This is a genomic window from Thermoflexibacter ruber (genome assembly GCF_900113045.1).
Classification (GTDB): Bacteria; Bacteroidota; Bacteroidia; order Cytophagales; family Thermoflexibacteraceae; genus Thermoflexibacter; species Thermoflexibacter ruber.
Genome location: NZ_FONY01000017.1, coordinates 57744 through 78141, shown reverse-complemented (window position 1 = coordinate 78141; position 20398 = coordinate 57744). Strand labels below are relative to the sequence as shown.

Sequence of the window (20398 nt, the reverse complement as noted above, 5' to 3'; positions counted from 1 at the left end):
AAAGTCAGAACCGAACAAATATAATCATTTTTTGGGTAAATCGCTTAATTTTCTTCCTTGTCTTACACTAATTTCTGAACCTTTGGCTAAAAAGACCGAAGTAGGGGGCTGGGAAGTAAGTTGCTCAAACTCTTTTCCATACAAAGCTGCAAAGTTGCAAGTAATTTCATGCGATAAGGTAGGATAAACCTCCCAAGAAGGATGCTCCACTTGGTACTCTGAAGTTTGGTTATTTGCTTGCTGAGTATAACCCCAATAATGCTCAGTGATAAACTGCTCCTCGCTTCCCTCTTGCAAAGATTGAGGTAGATTTTGAGCATTTACCTTTATGCTATTCCATTGATTATCAAATTTCCACAAATATTCTACAGAAAGCATATCTTCAGTTTGAGTCTTTTGATTTTTCATAGGCAAGGCGAGGTATTTCTCTCCGTAGAGCGAGTTTGCCACGAAAGCAATCATATGCTTAGGCACGATTTCCCTGATAAATACTACGCCTCTTTTCCATGTAGGCGAGAATCTTTCATCTTTGTATCGCACATAAAATCTCAGATTTACCTCCTCAAAATTAACGTGAAAAGGAATTTTTAAGCCTAAAACTTTGGTATCTAAGAACATAAAACCTACCAAACTTACATAATGCCTTCCATTCCACTCGTCTAATTCTGTATGAGCGGGGAGGTATTTTTTCAAAATATCAGGACTGACCTCGTAGTTTGCCATGATGAGATTTTCCCAACGTGCTGTAAGAAAAATAGGGAGAGTCATAGATGTTTCGTAATTATTTTAGGTATTTACAAAGGTAGGGAAAAAATCTTACTTTGTGGCAATGAGATTAATTGAGGACATAGAAAGTTTGCAAAACCTCCTTAAAGTACGTGAATTAGGAGAAATGAGAGTATCAGTTTTGTTCTTTTAATTTCTTTACTTGCTCTGTTACTACTTCTTTTTCTACTAAGGGCAGGTAAAAAGTGAAAATACTACCGCTGCCTACTTTGCTGCTTACGGAAATATCGCTATTGCACTTTTTCAAAAATTCCTTACTTAGAATTAAGCCTAAACCCGTACCTTTTTCTTTGTCTGTGCCTTGTGAACTTACTTTTTCTCCTATTTTGAATAGTCTATCAACTAATGCCTGTTCCATACCCACCCCATTGTCTATCACTTGCACAAAGACTTTTCCATTGGCTTCCATGCTACTTACTTTCACTTCTCCATTTTTATAGGAAAACTTTATTGCATTGGAAATGAGATTTCTAAGTACAAAATAAAGTACGTTTTCGTCTGCGGCTACTTTTAAGTCTGGAGGTACGAAATTGAGCAGGCGAACTGCCTTATTTTCTGCTCCGCTCTGCAATAGCTTGATAGTATCCTCTACGGCATCTCGCAGGTCTAAGGTATGCATCTGTATATTTACTCCTTCTGTCTGTGCTAAAGCCCAAGTAAGCAGATTGTTGGTGAGGTTAGAAAGATTGATGACTGTTTGATTAATCTGATAAATAAAATTATCTACTTCTTCTTTACTTAGCCCTTCTCTGTAATTGATTAGGAGGTTAATAAGTCCTTTGAGAGTATTGAAGGGACCGCGGAGGTCATGAGCAACGATAGAGAAAAACTTATCTTTGATTTGGTTATACTCTTTTAATGCCTTTTCCGATTCTGTTAGCTTTTGGTTCATGTTTCTAAGCGTAGTAAAGTTTTCGCTCATTTTCTCAATCATAAGGGCTAAATCTTGCGTCATCTGCCCTACTTCATCTTTGCTTTTCAACACTACTATAGGGGTCTTTCCGTCAAAATTATTCTTGACAATACTATTGAGCATAGAGGAAATAGCAATAAGCGGTTTAGTGAGGGCTTTTGAAAACCAAAAACTGATAACAAGTCCGAATACTATCATGGAGATAAGTGCAAACCAAAATACTTTTTGCAAACGACCAATTTGTTCTTGCTGTTCATGAACGAGCAGGTGAGCAATATTTTTCAAGTATTTTTCAGTATTAATGCCATGCACTTGCAGTTGGGAATTAAGTCCTTCATTTACTTTTTTCCCAATAGTTTTATCGAGGTTTACGATAGTTCGGAAATTTACCCAATAGCTGTCTAAGGCTTCTGTAATTTCTTTAGAATACTGAAAATCAGCTTTTAAACTCTCCAAAACTTTCTTAAAACGCTGGATATAAATGGTATCATTGCGGAGCATATAGTCTTTTTCCCAGCGTCTTAGGAGCAGTACTCTATCCAAATCTATTTGTTTCATTTGCTCTAACTGATGAGCATAGCTACGCATCTTTCCTTCCAAGCCAAAGTCTTTAAAACCACGCAATTGGATAGCTTCTGTCAGACTTTTCATGATTTTTTCATCCTCATCCAAAAACCACTTGATAGAATCAATGGCTTGCATGAGTTTTTCGTCTATGCTAAGCCGATTTTTTTTGAGAGACTCCCAATTTCGGTAGGCACTTTGCACCAAATTTTTTCTCTCGTCCAGTATTTCGCTTTCCTTTTCTATGTAGTACTCTGGATTAATCGTTTCGTATAGGAGGAAACGCTGGCTAAGTGCTATATTCTGCTGTATCTTGGTGCGAAGGTCATTGAAGTTTTCAAAGAAATGATAGGTTTCCCTATATTGAGCGTATAGCCACCATACAACTAAACCACTCAGACTGCTCAAAAGAATAAAAAATAAATAAGATGCAAATAGTTTGACTCTTATCATCATTAGGAAACAGAATTTGACGTATTTTTGCAAATATCGTTAAATATAAAGGGGGTTTCCCATAAGCAATGTTAAGGTTTTATTAACTTTGGGCAAAATGGCGACTGAAAACCATAAATGATAAAAGCAACTACCCTACTAAAAAAAATTAGAAGAGGTATTTAGCATAGTGGAGATACTTTTTAACGAATGAGTTTAAAAAACTCTGAGAGCATCCTGGCGGTTGCTCCCCAAATTTCTTCTCCCTGAACTAAAAAAGAGGGGAAATTCATTTTTATATTATTGGGCATGATGACTTGCCTCTTGCTGTGATTATCAGGATTGAGTAGGTCTGATACTTTGATTTCCAATACTTTAGCCACTTCGTTATGATCTATGACCAATTCAGGTTTGCTGTCCAAATAGGCAATGACAGGCGTAACTAACATATTGCTTGGGACTACATAAATCTTAGGCATAGTCCCAATCACCTGCTCAGGTGCCACAACCACCCCTATTTCTTCGTAAGTTTCTCTAATAGCAGTATGTACTGCACTTGGGTCTGTTTCTTCCATTTTTCCACCAGGGAAGGCGACTTGCCCACTGTGTACCCCATCATAATTAGGGCGAACGATAAAAGGTAAATATAATTCATTATCAATATGGTAGAGGGCAAGCATGACTGATGCCAGTCTGGGAGTGTTGCCAAAAGTATTAGAAGTAACATCTTCTAATAAAGGGAGTCTTTCTTTGATTTTATTTATCAATTCTAAACTCATAAGTCAATCATTTATAGTTCATAACCGTCTAATAGGTCTGGTCTGCGTTCCTGAGTGCGTTTTAATGACTGCTCCAATCGCCATTCTTGTATGTTGGCTTCATGCCCAGAAAGCAAAATTTCTGGGACTTTCATGCCCTCGTACTCGGCAGGTCGCGTGTAAACAGGTGGAGCAAGCAAGTTATCTTGAAAAGAATCTGTAAGCGCAGAGGTTTCATCAGAAAGTACATTAGGGATAAGCCTTCCTATAGCATCTACTACTACTGCTGCCGCCAACTCCCCCCCAGAAAGCACATAATCCCCAATACTCAATTCTAAGGTAATAAATTTTTCTCTCACTCGCTCATCTACTCCTTTGTAATGCCCACAGAGAATAATCAGGTTGTTTAATAGAGAAAGGCGATTAGCGGTTTTTTGATGAAATTTCTTCCCGTCAGGGGTCATATAAATCACTTCGTCATATTGCCTTTTTTCTTTTAAAGCATTGATACACTTGGCGATAGGCTCTATCATCAGTACCATGCCTGCCCCTCCGCCAAAAGCATAGTCATCTACTTGCTTTTGGTTATTCGTGGCGTAATCTCTGAGGTCATGCACTACCACCTCCAACAAGCCCTTTTTCTGCGCCCTAAGCAAAATAGAATGGTTAAACGGGCTTTCCAATAGTTTAGGTACGCAAGTAATAACATCTATATGCATAATATAACGAAAAAAGCCCTGATAAACAGGGCTAATATGTTTATAAATGCACCCGGCAGGAGTCGAACCTGCAACCTTCAGATCCGTAGTCTGATGCTCTATCCAGTTGAGCTACGGGAGCGAATTGTGGGTGCAAAGGTAAGGGTATTTTTTGAAATATGGAAAGATTATGTGAAAAAATTTATATTTTAAACTTTCGTACTTACAAAAGTATTCCTTCTCCTCTATGTCATTGCATCCTCCTCGTTCTTTACTCTCCTCTTATCAAACACCCAAAAAATAATAGGGAAAATCAACAAAGTCAAAATCGTAGCCGTAATCAAGCCTCCAATGATAACGATTGCCAAAGGCTTTTGAGATTCTGAGCCTATGCCCGTAGAAATCGCCGCAGGAAGCAAACCAATAGAAGCCATGAGGGCTGTCATCACCACAGGACGAGTACGCACTCTGACAGCCTCCTTGATAGACATATCCAAAGACATTCGCCTATCTAAATTATGGTGAAATTCACTAATGAGAATCACACCGTTTTGGATACATATCCCAAACAAAGCGATAAAGCCTACCCCTGCCGAAATGCCAAAGTTGATGCCTGTAAAATGCAGAGCTAAAATACCTCCTATCAGAGCAAAAGGCACATTTGCCAAGACCAAAACAGCATCTTTGAGGTTGCCAAAAAGGATAAACAGTAAGATAAAAATTGCTAATAAACTGATAGGAACTACCTGTCCTAAGCGAGCAGTAGCGCGCACTTGGTTTTCAAACTCTCCTGTCCAGCCTATGGTGTAACCTGTTGGCAATTTGACGTTTTTTTCTACTTTTTCTTGGGCTTCGGCAATGGTACTGCCCAAATCTCGCTCTCTTACTGAAAACTTTACTCCAATAAACCGTTTGGTATCGTCCCGATAGATGAAGGCGGGTCCTGTAATTTTCTTTATATCTGCAATGTTTTTCAAAGGAACTTTTGCTCCACTTAGGGTAGGAACTTTGAGATTAGCCATGTCCTCCTCGTCTTTGCGATAAGATTTTTCGTAGCGCACCCTTACGTCAAACTTGCGTTCTCCTTCATATTTTTGTGTAGCAGTTTTTCCTCCAAAAGCCATTTCTAAGACTGCTTGGGCATCGGCAATCGTAACGCCATACGCTGCCATGCGCTCTTGGTCTAAGATTACGCTGATTTCAGGTTGCCCCACATTCCGCAAAATCCCTACGTCTTTGATACCTTCTACGTTTTTGATTTGCTCAATGACTTGGTTTGCCAACTCGTCTAACTTATCTAAATTATCTCCATAGATTTTTACTGCATTTGCCGCCTTGATGCCTGCTGCCGCCTCTGCTACATTATCGATGATAGGTTGCGAGTAGTTATAGGTAATGCCTTGATATTGACTTAGCTCTTTGTCCATTTCTTCAATTAGCTCCTCCAAAGTAATTTTTCTTTTCCATTCTTCTTTGGGAAGCAAATCTACTTGGAACTGAGCAAAATAAAAGCCGTTAGGGTCAGTGCCGTCATTGCTACGTCCTGTTTGCGAGAGTACATCTCTGACCTCTGGAAACTCCCTCAATTTTTTCCTAAGTGTATTGGTCATTTCCATACTTGCAGGCAAGGACATACTCATAGGTAGTTCTGCTGTTACCCACAAAGCCCCTTCATTGAGTTGGGGGAGAAATTCTGTACCTAAAAATTTGGCAGAGAACAAGGTCAAAGCCAAAAATGCAGTAGCTACAAAAAGGCTTATTTTTTTATGATAAAAAGTAAATGAAAACCCTTTTTCTACTATCCTGTCCCAAAAATTGACAAAGGGGTTGTGTTTTTCTTTGACATTCTTATTCAGTAAGATATGAGATAAAACAGGTACTAAGGTCAGCGTAAAAATCAATGCCCCCACAAGAGCAAAACCCAAAGTATATGCCAGAGGAGAAAACATTTTGCCCTCTACTTTTTGAAAGGAAAAAATAGGCATCAAGGCAGTGATAATGATGAGCTTAGAAAAGAAAATTGCCTTGCCCATTTGTGTAGCTGTTTTCTTGATAAGTCCCGCCTTTGCCAAGCGATTAAACTTTTCCATGCCTACCTTATGGGCAAGGTGGTCAAGTCCTACAAAAATTCCCTCGACCATGACTACTGCCCCATCTATGATTATCCCAAAATCCACAGCCCCCAAAGACAATAAATTGGCGCTTAATCCTTTGAGATTCAAACAGAAAAAAGCAAAAAGCAAAGAAAGTGGAATAATAATGCCCACTATCAGAGTAGTTCGCCAATCCGCCATGAACAAAAACACAATCACCGTAACAAAGACAATGCCCTCTGTCAAGTTGTGCATGACGGTATGGGTGGTATAGTTCATCAGATTGTCCCTGTCATAAAAAGTTTCTATTTTTACATCAGAAGGCAAAATTCGCGTATTCAACTCCTCAATTTTGGCTTTTACTCTTGCTAAGACCTCCTTAGGATTTTCATTTTTCCGCATCACTACTATCCCCTCTACCACATCATCATTATCATTCAAACCTACCTGCCCTACTCTTGGGAGTGAATTTACATTGACATCGGCTAACTGCTTGATTAAGATAGGATTACCTCCTGCTTCTGTAACGATAATATTTTCTATATCTTTGATAGACTCCAACAGACCAATGCCACGCACCACATACGCTTGCCCATTTTTTTCTATTATATCTCCACCTACATTGAGATTACTGCGATTTACAGCCTCATACACCTCCAAAGGCGTAATGTCGTATTTTGCTAAGCGATTGGGGTCGACGCTTACCTCATAAGTTTTCTCCTGCCCTCCAAAAGCCACCAAGTCCGCCACCCCTGCTACTGCTCTTAACTGCCTGTCAATCAACCAGTTTTGAATTGTAAGCAAATCTCTGGTATCTCTGCTATCGCTTTTGAGTACATAGCGAAAAATCTCCCCTGTAGGTCCATAAGGAGGCTGTACTTCGGGTTCTACGCCTTCGGGAAGACTTACATTGCGGAGTTGGTTATTGACCTGCTGGCGAGCAAAAAAGTCTTCTACTTCATCTTCAAAGATAATTTTAATCACTGAAAGTCCAAACATGGTAATACTTCGCACACTTGTTTTGCCTTGCACAGGATTCATGGCAATCTCTATGGGCGTAGTAACGAAGCGTTCTATTTCCTCAGCACTTCTGCCGTTCCATTCTGTAACGATAATGATTTGCGTATTAGTAACATCAGGGAAAGCCTCAATAGGCATATTCCTAAAACTCACAAAACCTGCAATGACTAAGACAGTTACCCAAAAGAAGGTGAATCCTCTGTTTTTAAGGGAAAATGCAATGATATTTCTAATAAATTTATTCATAATGAATGTTTTATTTTTCTATTAAGCTACAAAGCTGTCGTTTCTAACGGGACTAATTGGGCTAACCTAATATATACCTTTAGTCAAGCGGACTTATCCGATTTAGGAAATCGCACTACTGCCTTTAATCATTCAAGGCATCATAAATCAGTAATTGATTTTTGGTAATTACCTTTTCGCCTTCCTGCAAACCCGAGGCGATAAAGGTAATCCCATTAACTTGCCTAAATACTTCCACTTGGCGCGTTTCTATGTTGTAGCGGTCTTTAAAAACCATGACAAAGTGCTTACTTTTATCAAAAATCACTGCCTTTGAAGGCACAGCAAGCATTTTTTTGTTCTCTTGGTATTTGATGAGGATAGAGGCACGCATCTCGGGTTTGAGCAAGAAATCTTGATTTTTCAGTCTAATCAAAACTTTCATGGCTTTGGTTACTGGGTCTATCACGTTGAAAATCTTGTCGACCTTTCCTGCAAAAGTCTTGTCTTTATAACTTAGAGCAGTTACTATGGCATCTTCTCCTACTCTGATTTCCGAAATATCGCTTTCATTGACGTTGGCAATAGCCCACACCTCGTCTATCTGGGCGATGTCAAAAATATTGTCAGTGCGGTCGCTACGCAGTTGCATATCTTGGTTGATTTTCTTCTCAATGATAAAGCCACTAATCGGGGAGGTAACTTCGTAGATAGACCCTCCTTTGAGGCTATAAATGCGGTAAGTTTCTTGGATACGGTTCAACTGCGATTGGGCTTTTTCCAAGTTGCTTTTAGCTTCTAAGACTTCTCTTTCTGTATTAATTTTCCCTGCAAAAAGTTCTTGGGCTACTTTGAGATTGTTCTGAGCTACCAAGACATCATTTTTGGCATCTTGGAGTTCCTTCTCAAAACCTGCGACTTCTGTACTTCGGATACTTGCCAAAACTTGTCCTTTTTGCACATAATCACCCAATTCTACATATACTTTTACAACATTTCCCCCTACAATAGGATAAATCTCAATGAGTTTGTTATTGTCTGCGGTAATTTTTCCATAGAATTTGAGTTCATTCCTCAAAAACTCCATTTTTACCGAATCTATTTCTGTGGTTTTGAGCATAGTTTCACTCAGCACAAAAGTTTCCTTGCTGTTTTGTGCATCTATCTTCTTGGCTTTCTCATCACAAGCCCAAAGAAAAATAAGGAGTATAAAAATATATTTTTTCATTATTTTCTTAATTTTTGCCTATTTTTATATTCGTTTTGTTGTAGGTCTGACTTTCCAAGTCAGAAAATATCTGACAATTTCATGCAGGTTTAGAAAATCGGAGCTACAGTCAAAAAACAGTTTTTCCTTAATATCAATGATTTTACATTTGCCCATGTTCTTGATAGTATTTATTTTTAAAAAATACTCGAATGACTTACCCAATTCAACTGCTCGCAACTGTTGGTCAAAATCTTTTGTGTTTTATTGAGTTGGAGCAGGTTCTGCTGATAGCTTTCCATAAAGTCCGTAAACTCAAGCATAGAAATATTGCCTCTTTGAAAGTTATCCACCGTGCCTTTATATACTTGTTCAAAATTTTCACTGAAAAAGCCACTGATTTTTTGATAGTTTGACTTGGCTTCTATATACTGTGCCAAAGTTGTACTTACTTGGTTTTGTATTTGTATTTCTTGCTGGTTTTGAAGTATTTTATTTTGCTCCAATTGCACTTTGGCAAGCTGGATATTGCTCTGGTTCCTGTTCCACAAGGGTAGGAGAATACCTAATGTCAGGCTAATTTGGTTGTTAAAAGCTCCACCTCTTTGGTCATAAGCCAAGCCTAAGTTCAGGTCAGGGACAGCCAAAGATTTTTGCCACCGCAAGAGTAACTCGGCAGATTGGGTAGCTTTTTGGGCAAACTTCAAATCTGGTCTGTTTTGCAAAGCACTGTCTAACAATATATTTGCAGTAAGTGAAATATCTTTTTGATAAGTAGCCAACTCGCTATTTTCGGGAGCAGGAAAAAAGGCTTTGCTTGTCCCTAATAGGACTTGTATTTGCTTCTGTTCTTCTAAAATATTGTTTATCAGGTCGTTTCTCTCATTTCTTAGATTCAAGTACAAAGATTGTAGACGTACCAAGTCTTTTAAAGGCACGTTGCCTTTTTGGGCTTGGGCAGCATAAGCCTGAACCAAAGTATCAAGCAAGGAGAGTTGGACATCTAAGTTTCTGACAGACAGATTGTCGTAGTACATTGCGCAAAAACTCGACCTTAGCTGAAATCTGAGGTTTCTCAAAAGGTCGACAAAGAGCAATTCTGCCAATTCTACATTGCTTTTGGCAAAATTGATTTCATTTCTTTTTTTTCCACCCAAATAGATAAGTTGCTCTATTTCAAAAGCTTTTTGCCCACTTTTTCCTATGTCAAAAGTGCGGTTTTGCTCAGGATTGACAGCATTGAGTTCTGCGGAGAAGATAGGATTTGCCCATAAACGCGCTTGAATGACTTGGGCTTGGGCAGCCGAAATATTGAATTGAGCTGCTAAGAGTTCTAAGTTATTTTTCAGGAAAAGTTGCTCCGCCTGCCGTAGAGTAATAGAAGTTTGGGAAAAAGCAAAAAAAGAATGAACAAGGGATAAAAAAATGATAAACAGTAAGATACGCATTTGTACTTTTTAAATTTTATTTCAAATACAAATGTGCAATACTGACCTTAAAAAGACCTTAAAAGGAAATTAAACTTAGCTTAAAGTTTTTATTGTAGCAGTAAAATGTGAAAACAGGGAGATATTTTTTGTCTAAATTTCTTATTATTGCGATTTAACTGTTGAAAATATGATTACAAAAATCAAGATAGACGGGTTTAAATCTTTTCAAAACTTTGAAATGGAGTTTACCCCTCTTACTATTATAGCGGGCATTAATGCTTCAGGCAAAAGTAATCTGTTTGATGCTTTGATGTTGCTTTCACGATTAGCGGAGTCGGACAATCTTAAAAAGGCTTTTAAAGAGCAGAGGGGAGAATTTATAGAGTTATTTACCCAATATGCTGAAAATGAATATGCTAAAGTAATGTCTTTTGAAATAGAAATGCTGGTAAATAGAACAGTAAAAGATGATTGGGGGAATCAGAAAGACTTGAAATATACTCGTTTGCGTTATAGACTAAAAATTAAACGTTTTACCAATGATATAGGAATCGAGGATTTGGCAGTTATGGAGGAACACTTAGAAAATTTGAAACACAGTGACGACAGGTGGATTCAATGTATTCCTAAGGATAGTTTAGATTTCTGGCGCCCCAAAGTGAGCGCAGGAAAAAGAGGGACACCTTATATCAATACAGAAATAGAAAATAATATTCCCACTGTATTAGTCCCTCAAGATGGTGTACAAGGGGGAAATAAAAGACGTTTCCCATTAATCAATGCCAATAAAACAGTACTGAGTAGCTTTGATACAGTAGATTTTCCCCATGTATTAGCAGCAAAAGAGGAAATGCGAAGTTGGAAGTTTTTGCAACTCAACCCTGAAGAATTGCGAAAACCTACCAACAAAGATAAAGGAGAAGACAAACTTACTACTAATGGGGGCAATTTAGCGGCGACCCTTTTCCGAATTAAGCAGGAAAATGAATATAGTTTAAAAGAAATTTCTCGTAAACTAAATAGCTTTTTACCTAATTTTATTGAGGTTAGTGTGGTAGATGATAAAGAAAACAAACAGTATATTATCAAACTCAAAGACAGTGAAAAAAACGAGTATTCCTCACGTGTACTTTCAGAAGGTACTCTTCGGATTTTGGCTCTTTGCATTTTAGAATATGATAGTAAACACACTGGATTGCTTTGTTTTGAAGAACCAGAAAATGGGATACATCCTTTTAGAATCAGCACCATGGCAAAACTACTCAAAGATTTAAGTACTGATTTTTCAAATAGAACCATGCCTTTGCGTCAAGTAATTGTAAATACACATTCCCCAAAATTGGTTGAGAATATATACCATTGGTCAGAAGATAGGAATGTGAGTATTTGGTTTTCACAAATGAGAAGTAAAGTAGTGGATTTAGATGCTAAACGAATCAAGTTAAATGCGACCAAGATAACACCTATCCCTAAAAATAATCAACTTAGTATGGAATATTCAGAACAAGACAAGAAATTAAGTTTGGCAATGGTAAAAAAATATTTAGAGCAAGATGAAATAGCACCTAAATCCTATGAATAGACAACTGTTTGCAGGGCTTTTTACTGAGGGGACTACTGATGTTCGCTTTTTAGAACCTATTGTTGAAAAAACATTAGCAGAAATCGCTTTTGAGTGTAAAGGCAATATTGAGATAGAGGTTAAAACTATTGAAATTGTAAAAACAAATCTAAATTTCGTAGAGCAGGTTCAAGAAGCCTCAAAAAAAGGTATAGAAGATTTTGGCATTATGCTGTTGTGTGTACATACAGATGCAGATGATATTACTGATAGGCAAGTTAGGCAAAGTAAGATACAGCCTGCAAAGGAATTTTTATCGTGTCTTGACGAAAATAGATTTTGCAAAATAGTAGCGGCTATTATACCTATCCAAATGACAGAAGCATGGATGTTGGCTGATACTACTCTACTAAAAGAGCAAATTGGAACTACTCAAAGCGATGCAGAATTGGGCTTGCATAGGAATCCAGAAGAAGTTAATAATCCCAAAAATTTGATACGGGAAATTATTAGAGCCACACAAGCAGATAGAAAGCAAAGGCAAAGAGGTAGAGAGCTTGACATCTCAGACCTATACCAAATTATTGGGCAATCATTAGAGCTAAGCTCATTGGAGAGATTATCTTCTTACCAGAATTTTAAGCAAGAGGTACGTGAAGCTTTAATAACCTTGAATTTCTTATAAAATAAGGAATAAAATGTTTGCGTAATTTTTTAATCAATTATCTTAATTGAAATGTTTGGAAAAACTGATTTGATTCGGGCTTTATTCTGGTATCTCACAAGCAATAGCTGCTTGATGATATTGGAAAAATATGCTTGGCAAGCATCAATTCTAACCCACTTCCTGTTTTTTACTGGGTGTTTTTCCCTCTCATTAGTGATATGTGCTAATAATTTCTCTATAAAAAGTTTAAAATTTTCAGTAAAAAATAGGTAATTGCATGAAATTTGAAACCAAATGTTTATCTTGCATAAAACGCACAATGCTATGACTTCAAATGCCTTTAAAAAACTATTTTCCCTTTTTATCTTCCTTTGTTTATTTATGGGTAATTTGCTTGCACAAGGGAGCGACCCCGTGCCTCCTGGTGCTGAGGCAGAGATTCCCATAGACGGAGGAGTTTTAGGACTATTAGCCGCAGGTGCAATCTACGGAGCAAAGAAAATTTATGACAAAAGGAAGAAATAAACTCATTGATACTTTTCAAAGTATTTCCCCTGCCTTTCGTTTTTTTATTTTGCTTATTAGCATTTATCTCTCTATTTATTTTCTTCACCAATGGTATATACTGCCTGACGGAAGGATAGATAATTGGCTTACCTACGTTTTGAGTGTAACAAGTGAGCAAGTATTAAAACTGATTAGTCCCGAAGCCTATCTAAAAATTATTCCCCAAGAACCTCTATCCCAGCACTATCTCTACTTAGGGAATAGAGCGGTAGTATTCATAGGGGCACCTTGTAATGGTTTCTTGTTATACGTCCTGTATGCGTGTTTTATCTTGCTCAGCACGGGAAATTGGCAGCAAAAGCTAATTTTCACTGTCTTAGGAATAGGGCTTATTTTTGTCCTCAACATCATTCGTGTAATTGCCTTACTTTACATTCTGATAATAGACCGCAACCTATTCGACCTCAATCATCACTTTGTTTTTAACTTCATTGTTTATGGGATTATCTTTCTGCTTTGGCATTATTGGTTTAATCGTCAAGCAGATAGAGCTACTACCTAACAGCAAGAAATTGTTTGACATAGAAGTTCTTGGGCTACCCACCTATGGTGGACATGGATTCAGTAACGGGTGCATGGCTTTGGCGTTTTTGCTCTGCTTCGTAGCCGTCTTTGGCTCTATGCTTAAAAGCATGAAGTAAAGCATGAGTTACTGCCTGGTCGTCTGCTTCCTCTCGCATCAGTTTTTTGATGTCCAATACGCCATCATCGTACAAACAAGTTTTGAGTATGCCTTGTGCGGTTACACGTATGCGGTTACAGGTACCACAAAATGTACGAGTAAAAGCTGCAATTACGCCTATTGTCCCTTGATAATGAGGTATTTGGTAGTTATAAGAAGTGGAGTTAGGGCTATCCGCAATTTTATACATATCAGGGTAATGGGATTTCAACAGGTCAAGAATACGGCGATAAGTCCAAAATAAGGTAGGATAGTGATTCCCTTCACCATTGAAAGGCATTTCCTCTATAAATCTTACATCTATGGGCGCATTTTTGCTTAGTTCTGCCAGAGGAATGAGGTCGTCTATGTTTTTCCCTTCCATGACAACTGCATTGATTTTAACGGCGATATTGTGTTTGAGCAGCTGCTCTAAGCAATCAAGTACTTTGGGCAACTCATCTCTACGCGTAATCTTTCTAAAATTCTCTCTATCAAGCGTATCCAAACTCAAATTCACAGATTTGATGCCGATTTGTTTTAGTTCTGGCACTAAGGGCGCGGTAAGTACCCCGTTGGTCGTAATGTGTATCTGCTCAACTCCTCCTAATTCGCTGATTTTCCACAAGAAAGACATCAATTCTCGCCTTACGAAAGGCTCACCTCCCGTTATCCTGATTTTACTTACCCCTAAATCTGACATTATTTTCACTAAACGAAACATCTCTTCGTAGGTCAATAATTCTTTTTTAGGCAAGTAGTTAATCCCATCCTCAGGCATACAGTAAAAACATCGCAAATTGCAACGGTCTGTAACAGATAGTCTTAAATAGTTAATCGGTCTTCCGTGGTTGTCGTAAATCATGGGTACAGAATAAAGTCAGTCTTTTTAGTAACAATATTACTTATCTTTATGTCAAATAGGAAATAGTTTGTGAAAAAAATATTTTTCAATCGTATTTATTCTTAATTTTGCAGTGAATTTTTGATAAAAATTGCTAAAAAATTGAAAACCATTATTTTACTTGCTATCTCTAATATTTTTATGACCTTTGCTTGGTATGGTCATTTGAAATTTAAAGAAACTGTTTTGTGGAAAGTTATTTTAGTGAGCTGGGGAATTGCCTTTTTTGAATATTGCTTCCAAGTTCCTGCTAACCGCTTAGGGCATGGACAGTTCAATGCCACAGAACTCAAAGTAATCCAAGAGATTATCACTTTGATTGTATTTATGTGCTTTGCTGTTTTTTACTTGAAAGAACAAGTGAGGTGGAACTACATTGTAGGTTTTGTGTTAATCCTTTTAGCTGTCTTTTTTGTTTTTAAAAAATGGTAAGGGCTTCACTTTATAGCCTTATTCTTTGCATGTACCTGTTGATAAGCAGCTATTGACAAAACTATTGGTTTCGTTAGCAGATACTTTCAGAAGGGCAATGCGCCTAAATCTGTCACCTACCAAGGTATTTGTTACTATTGCCAAGCCTCCGTCTGTGGTAGGGATAATGTTAGCAATTTCATAAGGATTGACTCTGCCAAGCGTGAGCGTTCCTCTCAGCAAATCATTGGTAGTTACTTGGGCATCAAAAGCGTAAACACGGATAGGGATATTCTCCAAAGTACTTGCAATGATGACAACTTCCTTATTAACTAAATTCATTTTTTTGGTAATAGTTCGGGCTTGTGAGTTGATTTCATGGAAAGTGCTACCAAAAATAGAGGGAGTAGAAGTATTATCTAAGTCAAACTGAGCATTAATGATGATGTTGGTATCCCGCTGCCTCACAAAAGTCATGGCAAAGCGGTTATTGGTGATATGTGAAATAGAATTAATAACAAAAGGAAGAAAACTAACTCCTTTCACTTCGCCTTGGTTATCTGTAAACATCACCACAGAGGAGTTTTCCTGCCCTAAGAATGTAGCAAAATAATAATCTTTCCCGTTGGCATTAAAGCTGCCGTTCCAGAAAAAGTTATCATTGACCTTCCGACTTACAGGGTTGCGTGGAATGAAAATAGAATAAGAATAACACTTATTCCACTGAATATTAAAATTGGTATTCAGATTAAAAAGTTCTACATTCCGAGTTTGCAGGTCGTTATCAGGTTTGCATTTTTCAGATAGTACAGTCAGCAACGTGCCATTGTCTTTTGCTTGTCCCGCATAAACCAAGTCTCCCTCGATTTGTGGATAAACACGTACTTGCTCTACCTTTTTATTTGCATCATTAATTCTAAGTAAAACAGGAGTCTGTGCGTCTTTTTTAACACAAAAAAAATGAAAAATCCCTTGACTTGCCCTAAGATTGGGGATGGGATTGGTGTACTCTGCCAAGCTCACATCTAATTTAGTATCCCACAGAAAATTGCCCTCCTTGTCTGTTCTTAGCACATAAGGAACATCAGACTGCCCTGCAAAGCTATTTTCTATAGAACCCAAAATCAGATAACCTCCGTCTTCCATTTGTGCTATATCAATCGCTTGGAAGTCGGAGAAAGAAGGTTCATTGTAAATCTTATTAAAACTTTCGGAAGGTATAAAATTTGTTTTCTCGCTACAAGCAAAAAAGAAGCCTACCATTAGAAAGATTAATCCTAATTTGAATAGCTTAAAATATTTAGTGTTTATGTTTTTCAATTACTTCTCCAATTAAATAATTGTATAAGCAGGTTCGTAAGCACTATGCACCAAGTCCGAGTAGGCTTCGGCAAGCTCCGCACATTTGGTATGCTTAGGATTCTTTTTGAAGGAAATTCCATCAATCGCTCCTACTAAGGCAACCTCTACGGCAGTCCCTGTAAGCATCACCATGTCTGCCTGTTGCAGTTCTTTAGGAGAGATTGGTTTTTCAGTTACTTTGATTTCTTTTTCTCTTGCCAAATCCATAATGACCTTTCGTGTAATACCAGCCAAGATATGACCTTTGGGAGGGGTAAATAACTCTCCCTCTTTTTCATAGAAAACATTAGCTCCTGATGCTTGAGCAACATTACCGAACTGGTCGAGCATGATTGCCTCGTCATAGCCTTTGAGATGCGCCTCGTTGGTCGCCATAATAGAACTGACGTATAGCCCACTAATTTTAGCATCTACTGGGCAAGACTTAGGGTTGGGTCGCTCAATACTTGATATACAGGCAGAAAGCAAGTTATTTCCGTGGTATCGCGGCCATTTCCACGCTCCCATAAATAAAATAGATTCTCTTCTCGAGGACAGTCGCATATTGTCAGGACAAAAAAGCAAGGGGCGGATATAGGCATCTTTGAAATTGTTTTGGTCTAAGAGGTCATAGGCAATATTTTCTAAGTCTTGCACTGAATAGAGCAAAGGAATAGAAAGTTTATGAGCGGCGTACTTCATTCGCTCAAAATGTGCCTTCGCATTGAAAATGGATACTCCGTTGGAGGTCTGATAAGAGCGTAAACCTTCAAAAATACCATAGCCGTAGTGCATAGTCTGGGCAAAAGGGCTACAACTTACTTGTTTGGCTTTGACGAACTTACCATCGTAAAAGACCACTGTTTTTTCGCTGTAATACATGAATACTTGGAGATTTGGTTTGTATCGTTGTAAAAAAAAACCTTTCTATTTTCAGGATAGAAAGGCGATATATCATTCTTAGTACAAAACCCCCTCTATCCTTTTTTACAAAGGACAAGAAAAAAGAGTAAAGTAATTGTACTTAGTAAAGCCATTATTTTTACGTATATTTAGTAAAATTCGCCATTTAAAATAGAAAATCAAAATAATCAAGAAAAAATTATTTTTTATAATTTTTTTCCCCTGCCAATATGCTCACAGGCAAATCATTTTCTTTGGGAGTAATCGGACAGCTATAAGCCTCATTATAAGCACAGTATGGGTTATAGGCTTTATTAAAGTCAATTATTATGGTACTCCCGTTAGTGTTTTTTACTTCTATATATCTCCCAGCCTCATAGGTTTCTTTTCCGTTAGTTTGGTCTTTAAAAGGTAAAAACAACATGCCCTTAGTAAGCCTTTCCATAGATTTATAAACCGTCAGTCTGAGTTTCTGCCCCGCTAAGCTAAAATGTGCGTAGGCATACCTGACATACTTTTGCTTTTCGCCAGTTGTGGTAAGCATATTAATTACCGAATCTTCGTTTAAAACTTCTAAGTCGGCTTCTATCTTGTAGTGAATATCAGGTGGAAAGTAGTTCAATGTTTCAAACTTAGTTCTATCTTCTGGGGTAAGAGGGGAAATATTCTCATTACTCTTAAAGTCTTTGTCTTTTTGTGTTCTTTCCTTTTGTATTTCCTCTATATATTTTTGAGGCGTATCTCCTGTTTCGCTAAGGGTGTAGATAAGAATAGCGACTATTACAATAGCAACGAGCAGGTAAGTAAGTTGATTGAGTTTCATGATGCTTTTTTCATTTTAAACCCAAAATTAGCACATTTCAGGAGATATTATTAAAAAAGTTGTTACTTATTCCTCACTTGTTATCGTTGAATTAGTTTTATCTCTATCTTTGTCTGCTCAATCCTATTTTTTGAATATACACATTTAATTTTTGTATGCTATGAGTTTGAAAAGTAAAGTCGAAGAAGCTATTAAAAATGCCATGAAGGCAAAAGACCAAGATACACTAAGGGCATTAAGAGCCATCAAATCGTTGATTCTGTTGGCAGAAACTGCTGAAGGGAAAAGTGGAGAACTGACCCAAGACGAGGAGATGAAGTTACTCACCAAAGCGGCAAAACAGCGCAGAGAATCCGCAGAGATTTACAAGCAACAAAATAGAGAAGATTTGCTTAAAAAAGAATTAGATGAGTTGGCTGTGATAGAGCAGTTTCTTCCCAAAGCTATTTCTGATGAGGAACTTAAAGCTAAGCTACAAGAAATCATTAGTCGCGTAGGGGCTACTTCTGCCAAAGATATGGGCAAAGTCATGGGCGTAGCCAATAAGGAACTCGCAGGGCAGGCTGACGGCAGAAAAATCTCTGAAATGGTCAAAACATTGTTGGCATAGCATACCCAACTTTTCTGTGCCTCCTTAAACTTGATTTTTGCCGACTTACGCTCATGCAAAAAAAGTTCATCAAACTACTATTTCGCTTTTTTATTACTGTAGCATTGCTCTCTGTCCTGTTAGCTTTGGTGCTATTCACCACAGCCTCAGAAGATGCTTACCAAGAAAGCAATTATTACAAAGAAACCATTAAGCAACTTTCTCAAATTCAATTTGATACGGTACAGAATACAAATACTGTTTTCAAAGCGGGCTGGGCAAGGCGAAGCATTACCCCTGAAAAATTAGCTCCCTTGGCAGGATATGGCATAGCAAGGGGGAAAACCCAAGCTATTCATGACTCCTTGTTTGTCAGTGCCGTTGTTTTAGAAAGCAATGCAAAGCAAGTTGTTATTCTTTCCTATGACTTATTGATAGCCCCTCCTTTGATTGTAAATCGTTTAGCTGGGGAATTAGCCCAATTAGGATTAAAAAGAGAACATATTTTTTTTACTGCCACGCATACTCATCATGGCGTAGGCGGCTGGGCAAAAGGAGTAGCTGGCTGGCTCATTGCAGGAGGGTATGATGCTCAGATTACTGAAAATATTGTTAAGCAAACTTTTTTAGCTATCCAAGAGGCACAGCATCACCTTTTGCCTGCACGCATCGGCTTTGGAAAAGTCAACGCCCCAGAGTTTGTGAAAAGTCGCCTGCACGAGCATCAAGAACGCTTAGATACTTGGGTAAGATATTTGAAAATTCAGCAGTCCTCAGGAAAAACTGCTTGCCTGCTGTCTTACTCGGCTCATGCCACCTGCACAGATGGGCTGTTAGAAGTTTTTAGCAGGGACTATGCAGGAGCGGTAGTAGATTCCTTAGAAAAGAATACACAAACATCCATCGACTTAGCGGTATTCAGTGCAGGCACGGTTGCCAGCCATACGCCTATGGATTTTGGATTGCACAATGAAGCATGGATAGGTAAAATGGGGCAGGGTTTAGCAGAAAAGCTACTAAACCAATTTGATAGCGTACTGTTGAAAGACACCGTTCCCCTATCTGTTCAACAACTACCTGTGGAATTTGGAGCAACTAATGTGAGAGTGAGCGATAACATCAAGTTAGCGGATTGGGCTTTTAAGTTCCTGTACCCCGAACACCACATCTACATCGCTATTTTGCAAATAGGCGATATACTATGGCTGGGAATGCCTTGTGATTTTTCAGGCGAGTTTATGTCAATAGTAGAAAAAACAGCCCTTCAAAAAAATAAAAAACTCATCATTACCAGTTTTAATGGGAGCTACATGGGCTATCTTACCCCAGATGAGTATTACAATCTACCGCATTATGAAACCAGAGAAATGAACTGGTTAGGTAAAAAAGGTAGTTATTTTATCGAGCTTATAGAGAAAATCATAGCACGATAAAGTAAGATTTTTTCTTCTCCTTCCTTTTAGCTTTCCCTATGGCATTGTATTTGAATTTAATCTTGAAAAGTGTGTTTTGGGTATAAAAAGTAAAATATTACAAATTTTGCTTTCTACTCTTGAATGTATTGAAAATGTTAAAAATACAGTTTTTTTTGTGTTAAAAGACTAATTACCAGCAGGATTATCAAGCAAAGTAGTCGTTTTATCCATAAAAATAGCGTATGCAACTGCCTAATTTTATGAGTAAAATGTATAAAATGAGCTTAGCTTTACTCAAAAATTTAGCAATATACGTGCAACCCAAAATCTTTTTTTTAGGTATAGATACTTAACTTTGAGTAGATTATAATGTGATTTACAGTATGACTTGTACGAATACGTGTTTTCCTTTGAATACTTTGTTTAAACT

At 37.8% G+C, this 20398-nt stretch carries 18 protein-coding genes and 1 tRNA gene; 7 read left to right on the top strand and 12 right to left on the bottom strand.

The window, feature by feature from the left end; translation table 11 throughout:
• Positions 1-24: 24 nt before the first annotated feature.
• From BM141_RS10685 to BM141_RS10650, 8 genes are all read right to left on the bottom strand, one after another.
• Entirely contained in the window at positions 25-768 is a 744-nt protein-coding gene (locus BM141_RS10685; RefSeq protein ID WP_091544996.1) for a YqjF family protein, read from the bottom strand.
• Positions 769-901: 133 nt separating this feature from the next.
• Positions 902-2719: an ATP-binding protein gene (locus BM141_RS10680; protein ID WP_091544994.1), complete on the bottom strand. Its 1818-nt coding sequence runs from the start codon at positions 2717-2719 to the stop codon at positions 902-904.
• Between the two features lie 179 nt (positions 2720-2898).
• Positions 2899-3474, bottom strand: coding sequence for an NUDIX hydrolase (locus BM141_RS10675; RefSeq protein WP_091544992.1), 576 nt, complete (start codon positions 3472-3474; stop codon positions 2899-2901).
• Between the two features lie 11 nt (positions 3475-3485).
• Complete coding sequence (trmD, locus tag BM141_RS10670) at positions 3486-4172, bottom strand: tRNA (guanosine(37)-N1)-methyltransferase TrmD (RefSeq protein WP_091544989.1); 687 nt, start codon at positions 4170-4172, stop codon at positions 3486-3488.
• A 47-nt stretch (positions 4173-4219) separates the two neighbouring features.
• Positions 4220-4293, bottom strand: a tRNA-Arg gene (locus tag BM141_RS10665).
• A gap of 103 nt (positions 4294-4396) precedes the next feature.
• Positions 4397-7510 carry an efflux RND transporter permease subunit gene (locus BM141_RS10660; RefSeq protein ID WP_091544987.1) on the bottom strand — a complete coding sequence of 1038 codons (3114 nt, stop codon included), beginning with the start codon at positions 7508-7510 and terminating at the stop codon, positions 4397-4399.
• Between the two features lie 124 nt (positions 7511-7634).
• Positions 7635-8717 (bottom strand): efflux RND transporter periplasmic adaptor subunit, encoded by a 1083-nt coding sequence (locus tag BM141_RS10655; RefSeq protein ID WP_091544985.1) that lies wholly within the window; start codon positions 8715-8717, stop codon positions 7635-7637.
• Positions 8718-8893: 176 nt separating this feature from the next.
• The gene (locus tag BM141_RS10650; RefSeq protein WP_091544984.1) at positions 8894-10144 is read right to left on the bottom strand and encodes a TolC family protein; all 1251 of its coding nucleotides are present in this window, start codon (positions 10142-10144) and stop codon (positions 8894-8896) included.
• A 169-nt stretch (positions 10145-10313) separates the two neighbouring features.
• Between BM141_RS10650 and BM141_RS10645 the strand changes: the two genes are divergently transcribed.
• The 4 genes from BM141_RS10645 (at position 10314) to xrtX (ending at position 13423) form a co-directional block, all read left to right on the top strand.
• Positions 10314-11708: an AAA family ATPase gene (locus BM141_RS10645; RefSeq protein WP_091544982.1), complete on the top strand. Its 1395-nt coding sequence runs from the start codon at positions 10314-10316 to the stop codon at positions 11706-11708.
• The gene (locus BM141_RS10640) at positions 11701-12372 is read left to right on the top strand and encodes a DUF4276 family protein (RefSeq protein ID WP_091544981.1); all 672 of its coding nucleotides are present in this window, start codon (positions 11701-11703) and stop codon (positions 12370-12372) included. Before BM141_RS10645 ends, BM141_RS10640 begins: the two co-directional genes overlap by 8 nt.
• A gap of 306 nt (positions 12373-12678) precedes the next feature.
• The gene (locus BM141_RS10635; protein ID WP_143090889.1) at positions 12679-12879 is read left to right on the top strand and encodes a PID-CTERM protein-sorting domain-containing protein; all 201 of its coding nucleotides are present in this window, start codon (positions 12679-12681) and stop codon (positions 12877-12879) included.
• Entirely contained in the window at positions 12860-13423 is a 564-nt protein-coding gene (xrtX, locus tag BM141_RS10630) for an exosortase X (protein WP_091544978.1), read from the top strand. Before BM141_RS10635 ends, xrtX begins: the two co-directional genes overlap by 20 nt.
• A gap of 34 nt (positions 13424-13457) precedes the next feature.
• On the opposite strand, the gene moaA is transcribed toward xrtX, so the two are convergent.
• A complete protein-coding gene (gene moaA, locus BM141_RS10625; protein ID WP_091544977.1) occupies positions 13458-14447 on the bottom strand; it encodes a GTP 3',8-cyclase MoaA in 990 nt (329 codons plus the stop codon).
• 141 nt (positions 14448-14588) lie between these two features.
• On the opposite strand from moaA, the gene BM141_RS10620 reads away from it, so the two are divergent.
• Positions 14589-14918: a DMT family protein gene (locus tag BM141_RS10620; protein WP_091545077.1), complete on the top strand. Its 330-nt coding sequence runs from the start codon at positions 14589-14591 to the stop codon at positions 14916-14918.
• Between the two features lie 18 nt (positions 14919-14936).
• Here BM141_RS10620 and BM141_RS10615 read toward each other — a convergent pair whose 3' ends face one another.
• The 3 genes from BM141_RS10615 to BM141_RS10605 all read right to left on the bottom strand — a co-directional run bounded on the left by BM141_RS10615 (position 14937) and on the right by BM141_RS10605 (position 17964).
• Positions 14937-16160 (bottom strand): hypothetical protein, encoded by a 1224-nt coding sequence (locus BM141_RS10615; RefSeq protein ID WP_091544976.1) that lies wholly within the window; start codon positions 16158-16160, stop codon positions 14937-14939.
• 69 nt (positions 16161-16229) lie between these two features.
• Positions 16230-17120 (bottom strand): aminotransferase class IV, encoded by an 891-nt coding sequence (locus BM141_RS10610; RefSeq protein ID WP_091544975.1) that lies wholly within the window; start codon positions 17118-17120, stop codon positions 16230-16232.
• Positions 17121-17340: 220 nt separating this feature from the next.
• Entirely contained in the window at positions 17341-17964 is a 624-nt protein-coding gene (locus BM141_RS10605) for a DUF1684 domain-containing protein (protein ID WP_091544974.1), read from the bottom strand.
• A 160-nt stretch (positions 17965-18124) separates the two neighbouring features.
• Between BM141_RS10605 and BM141_RS10600 the strand changes: the two genes are divergently transcribed.
• Together BM141_RS10600 and BM141_RS10595 are read left to right on the top strand one after the other, a co-directional pair.
• Positions 18125-18574 carry a GatB/YqeY domain-containing protein gene (locus BM141_RS10600; RefSeq protein ID WP_091544973.1) on the top strand — a complete coding sequence of 150 codons (450 nt, stop codon included), beginning with the start codon at positions 18125-18127 and terminating at the stop codon, positions 18572-18574.
• A gap of 53 nt (positions 18575-18627) precedes the next feature.
• Positions 18628-19986 (top strand): neutral/alkaline non-lysosomal ceramidase N-terminal domain-containing protein, encoded by a 1359-nt coding sequence (locus BM141_RS10595; protein ID WP_091544972.1) that lies wholly within the window; start codon positions 18628-18630, stop codon positions 19984-19986.
• The last annotated feature ends 412 nt before the right edge of the window (positions 19987-20398 follow it).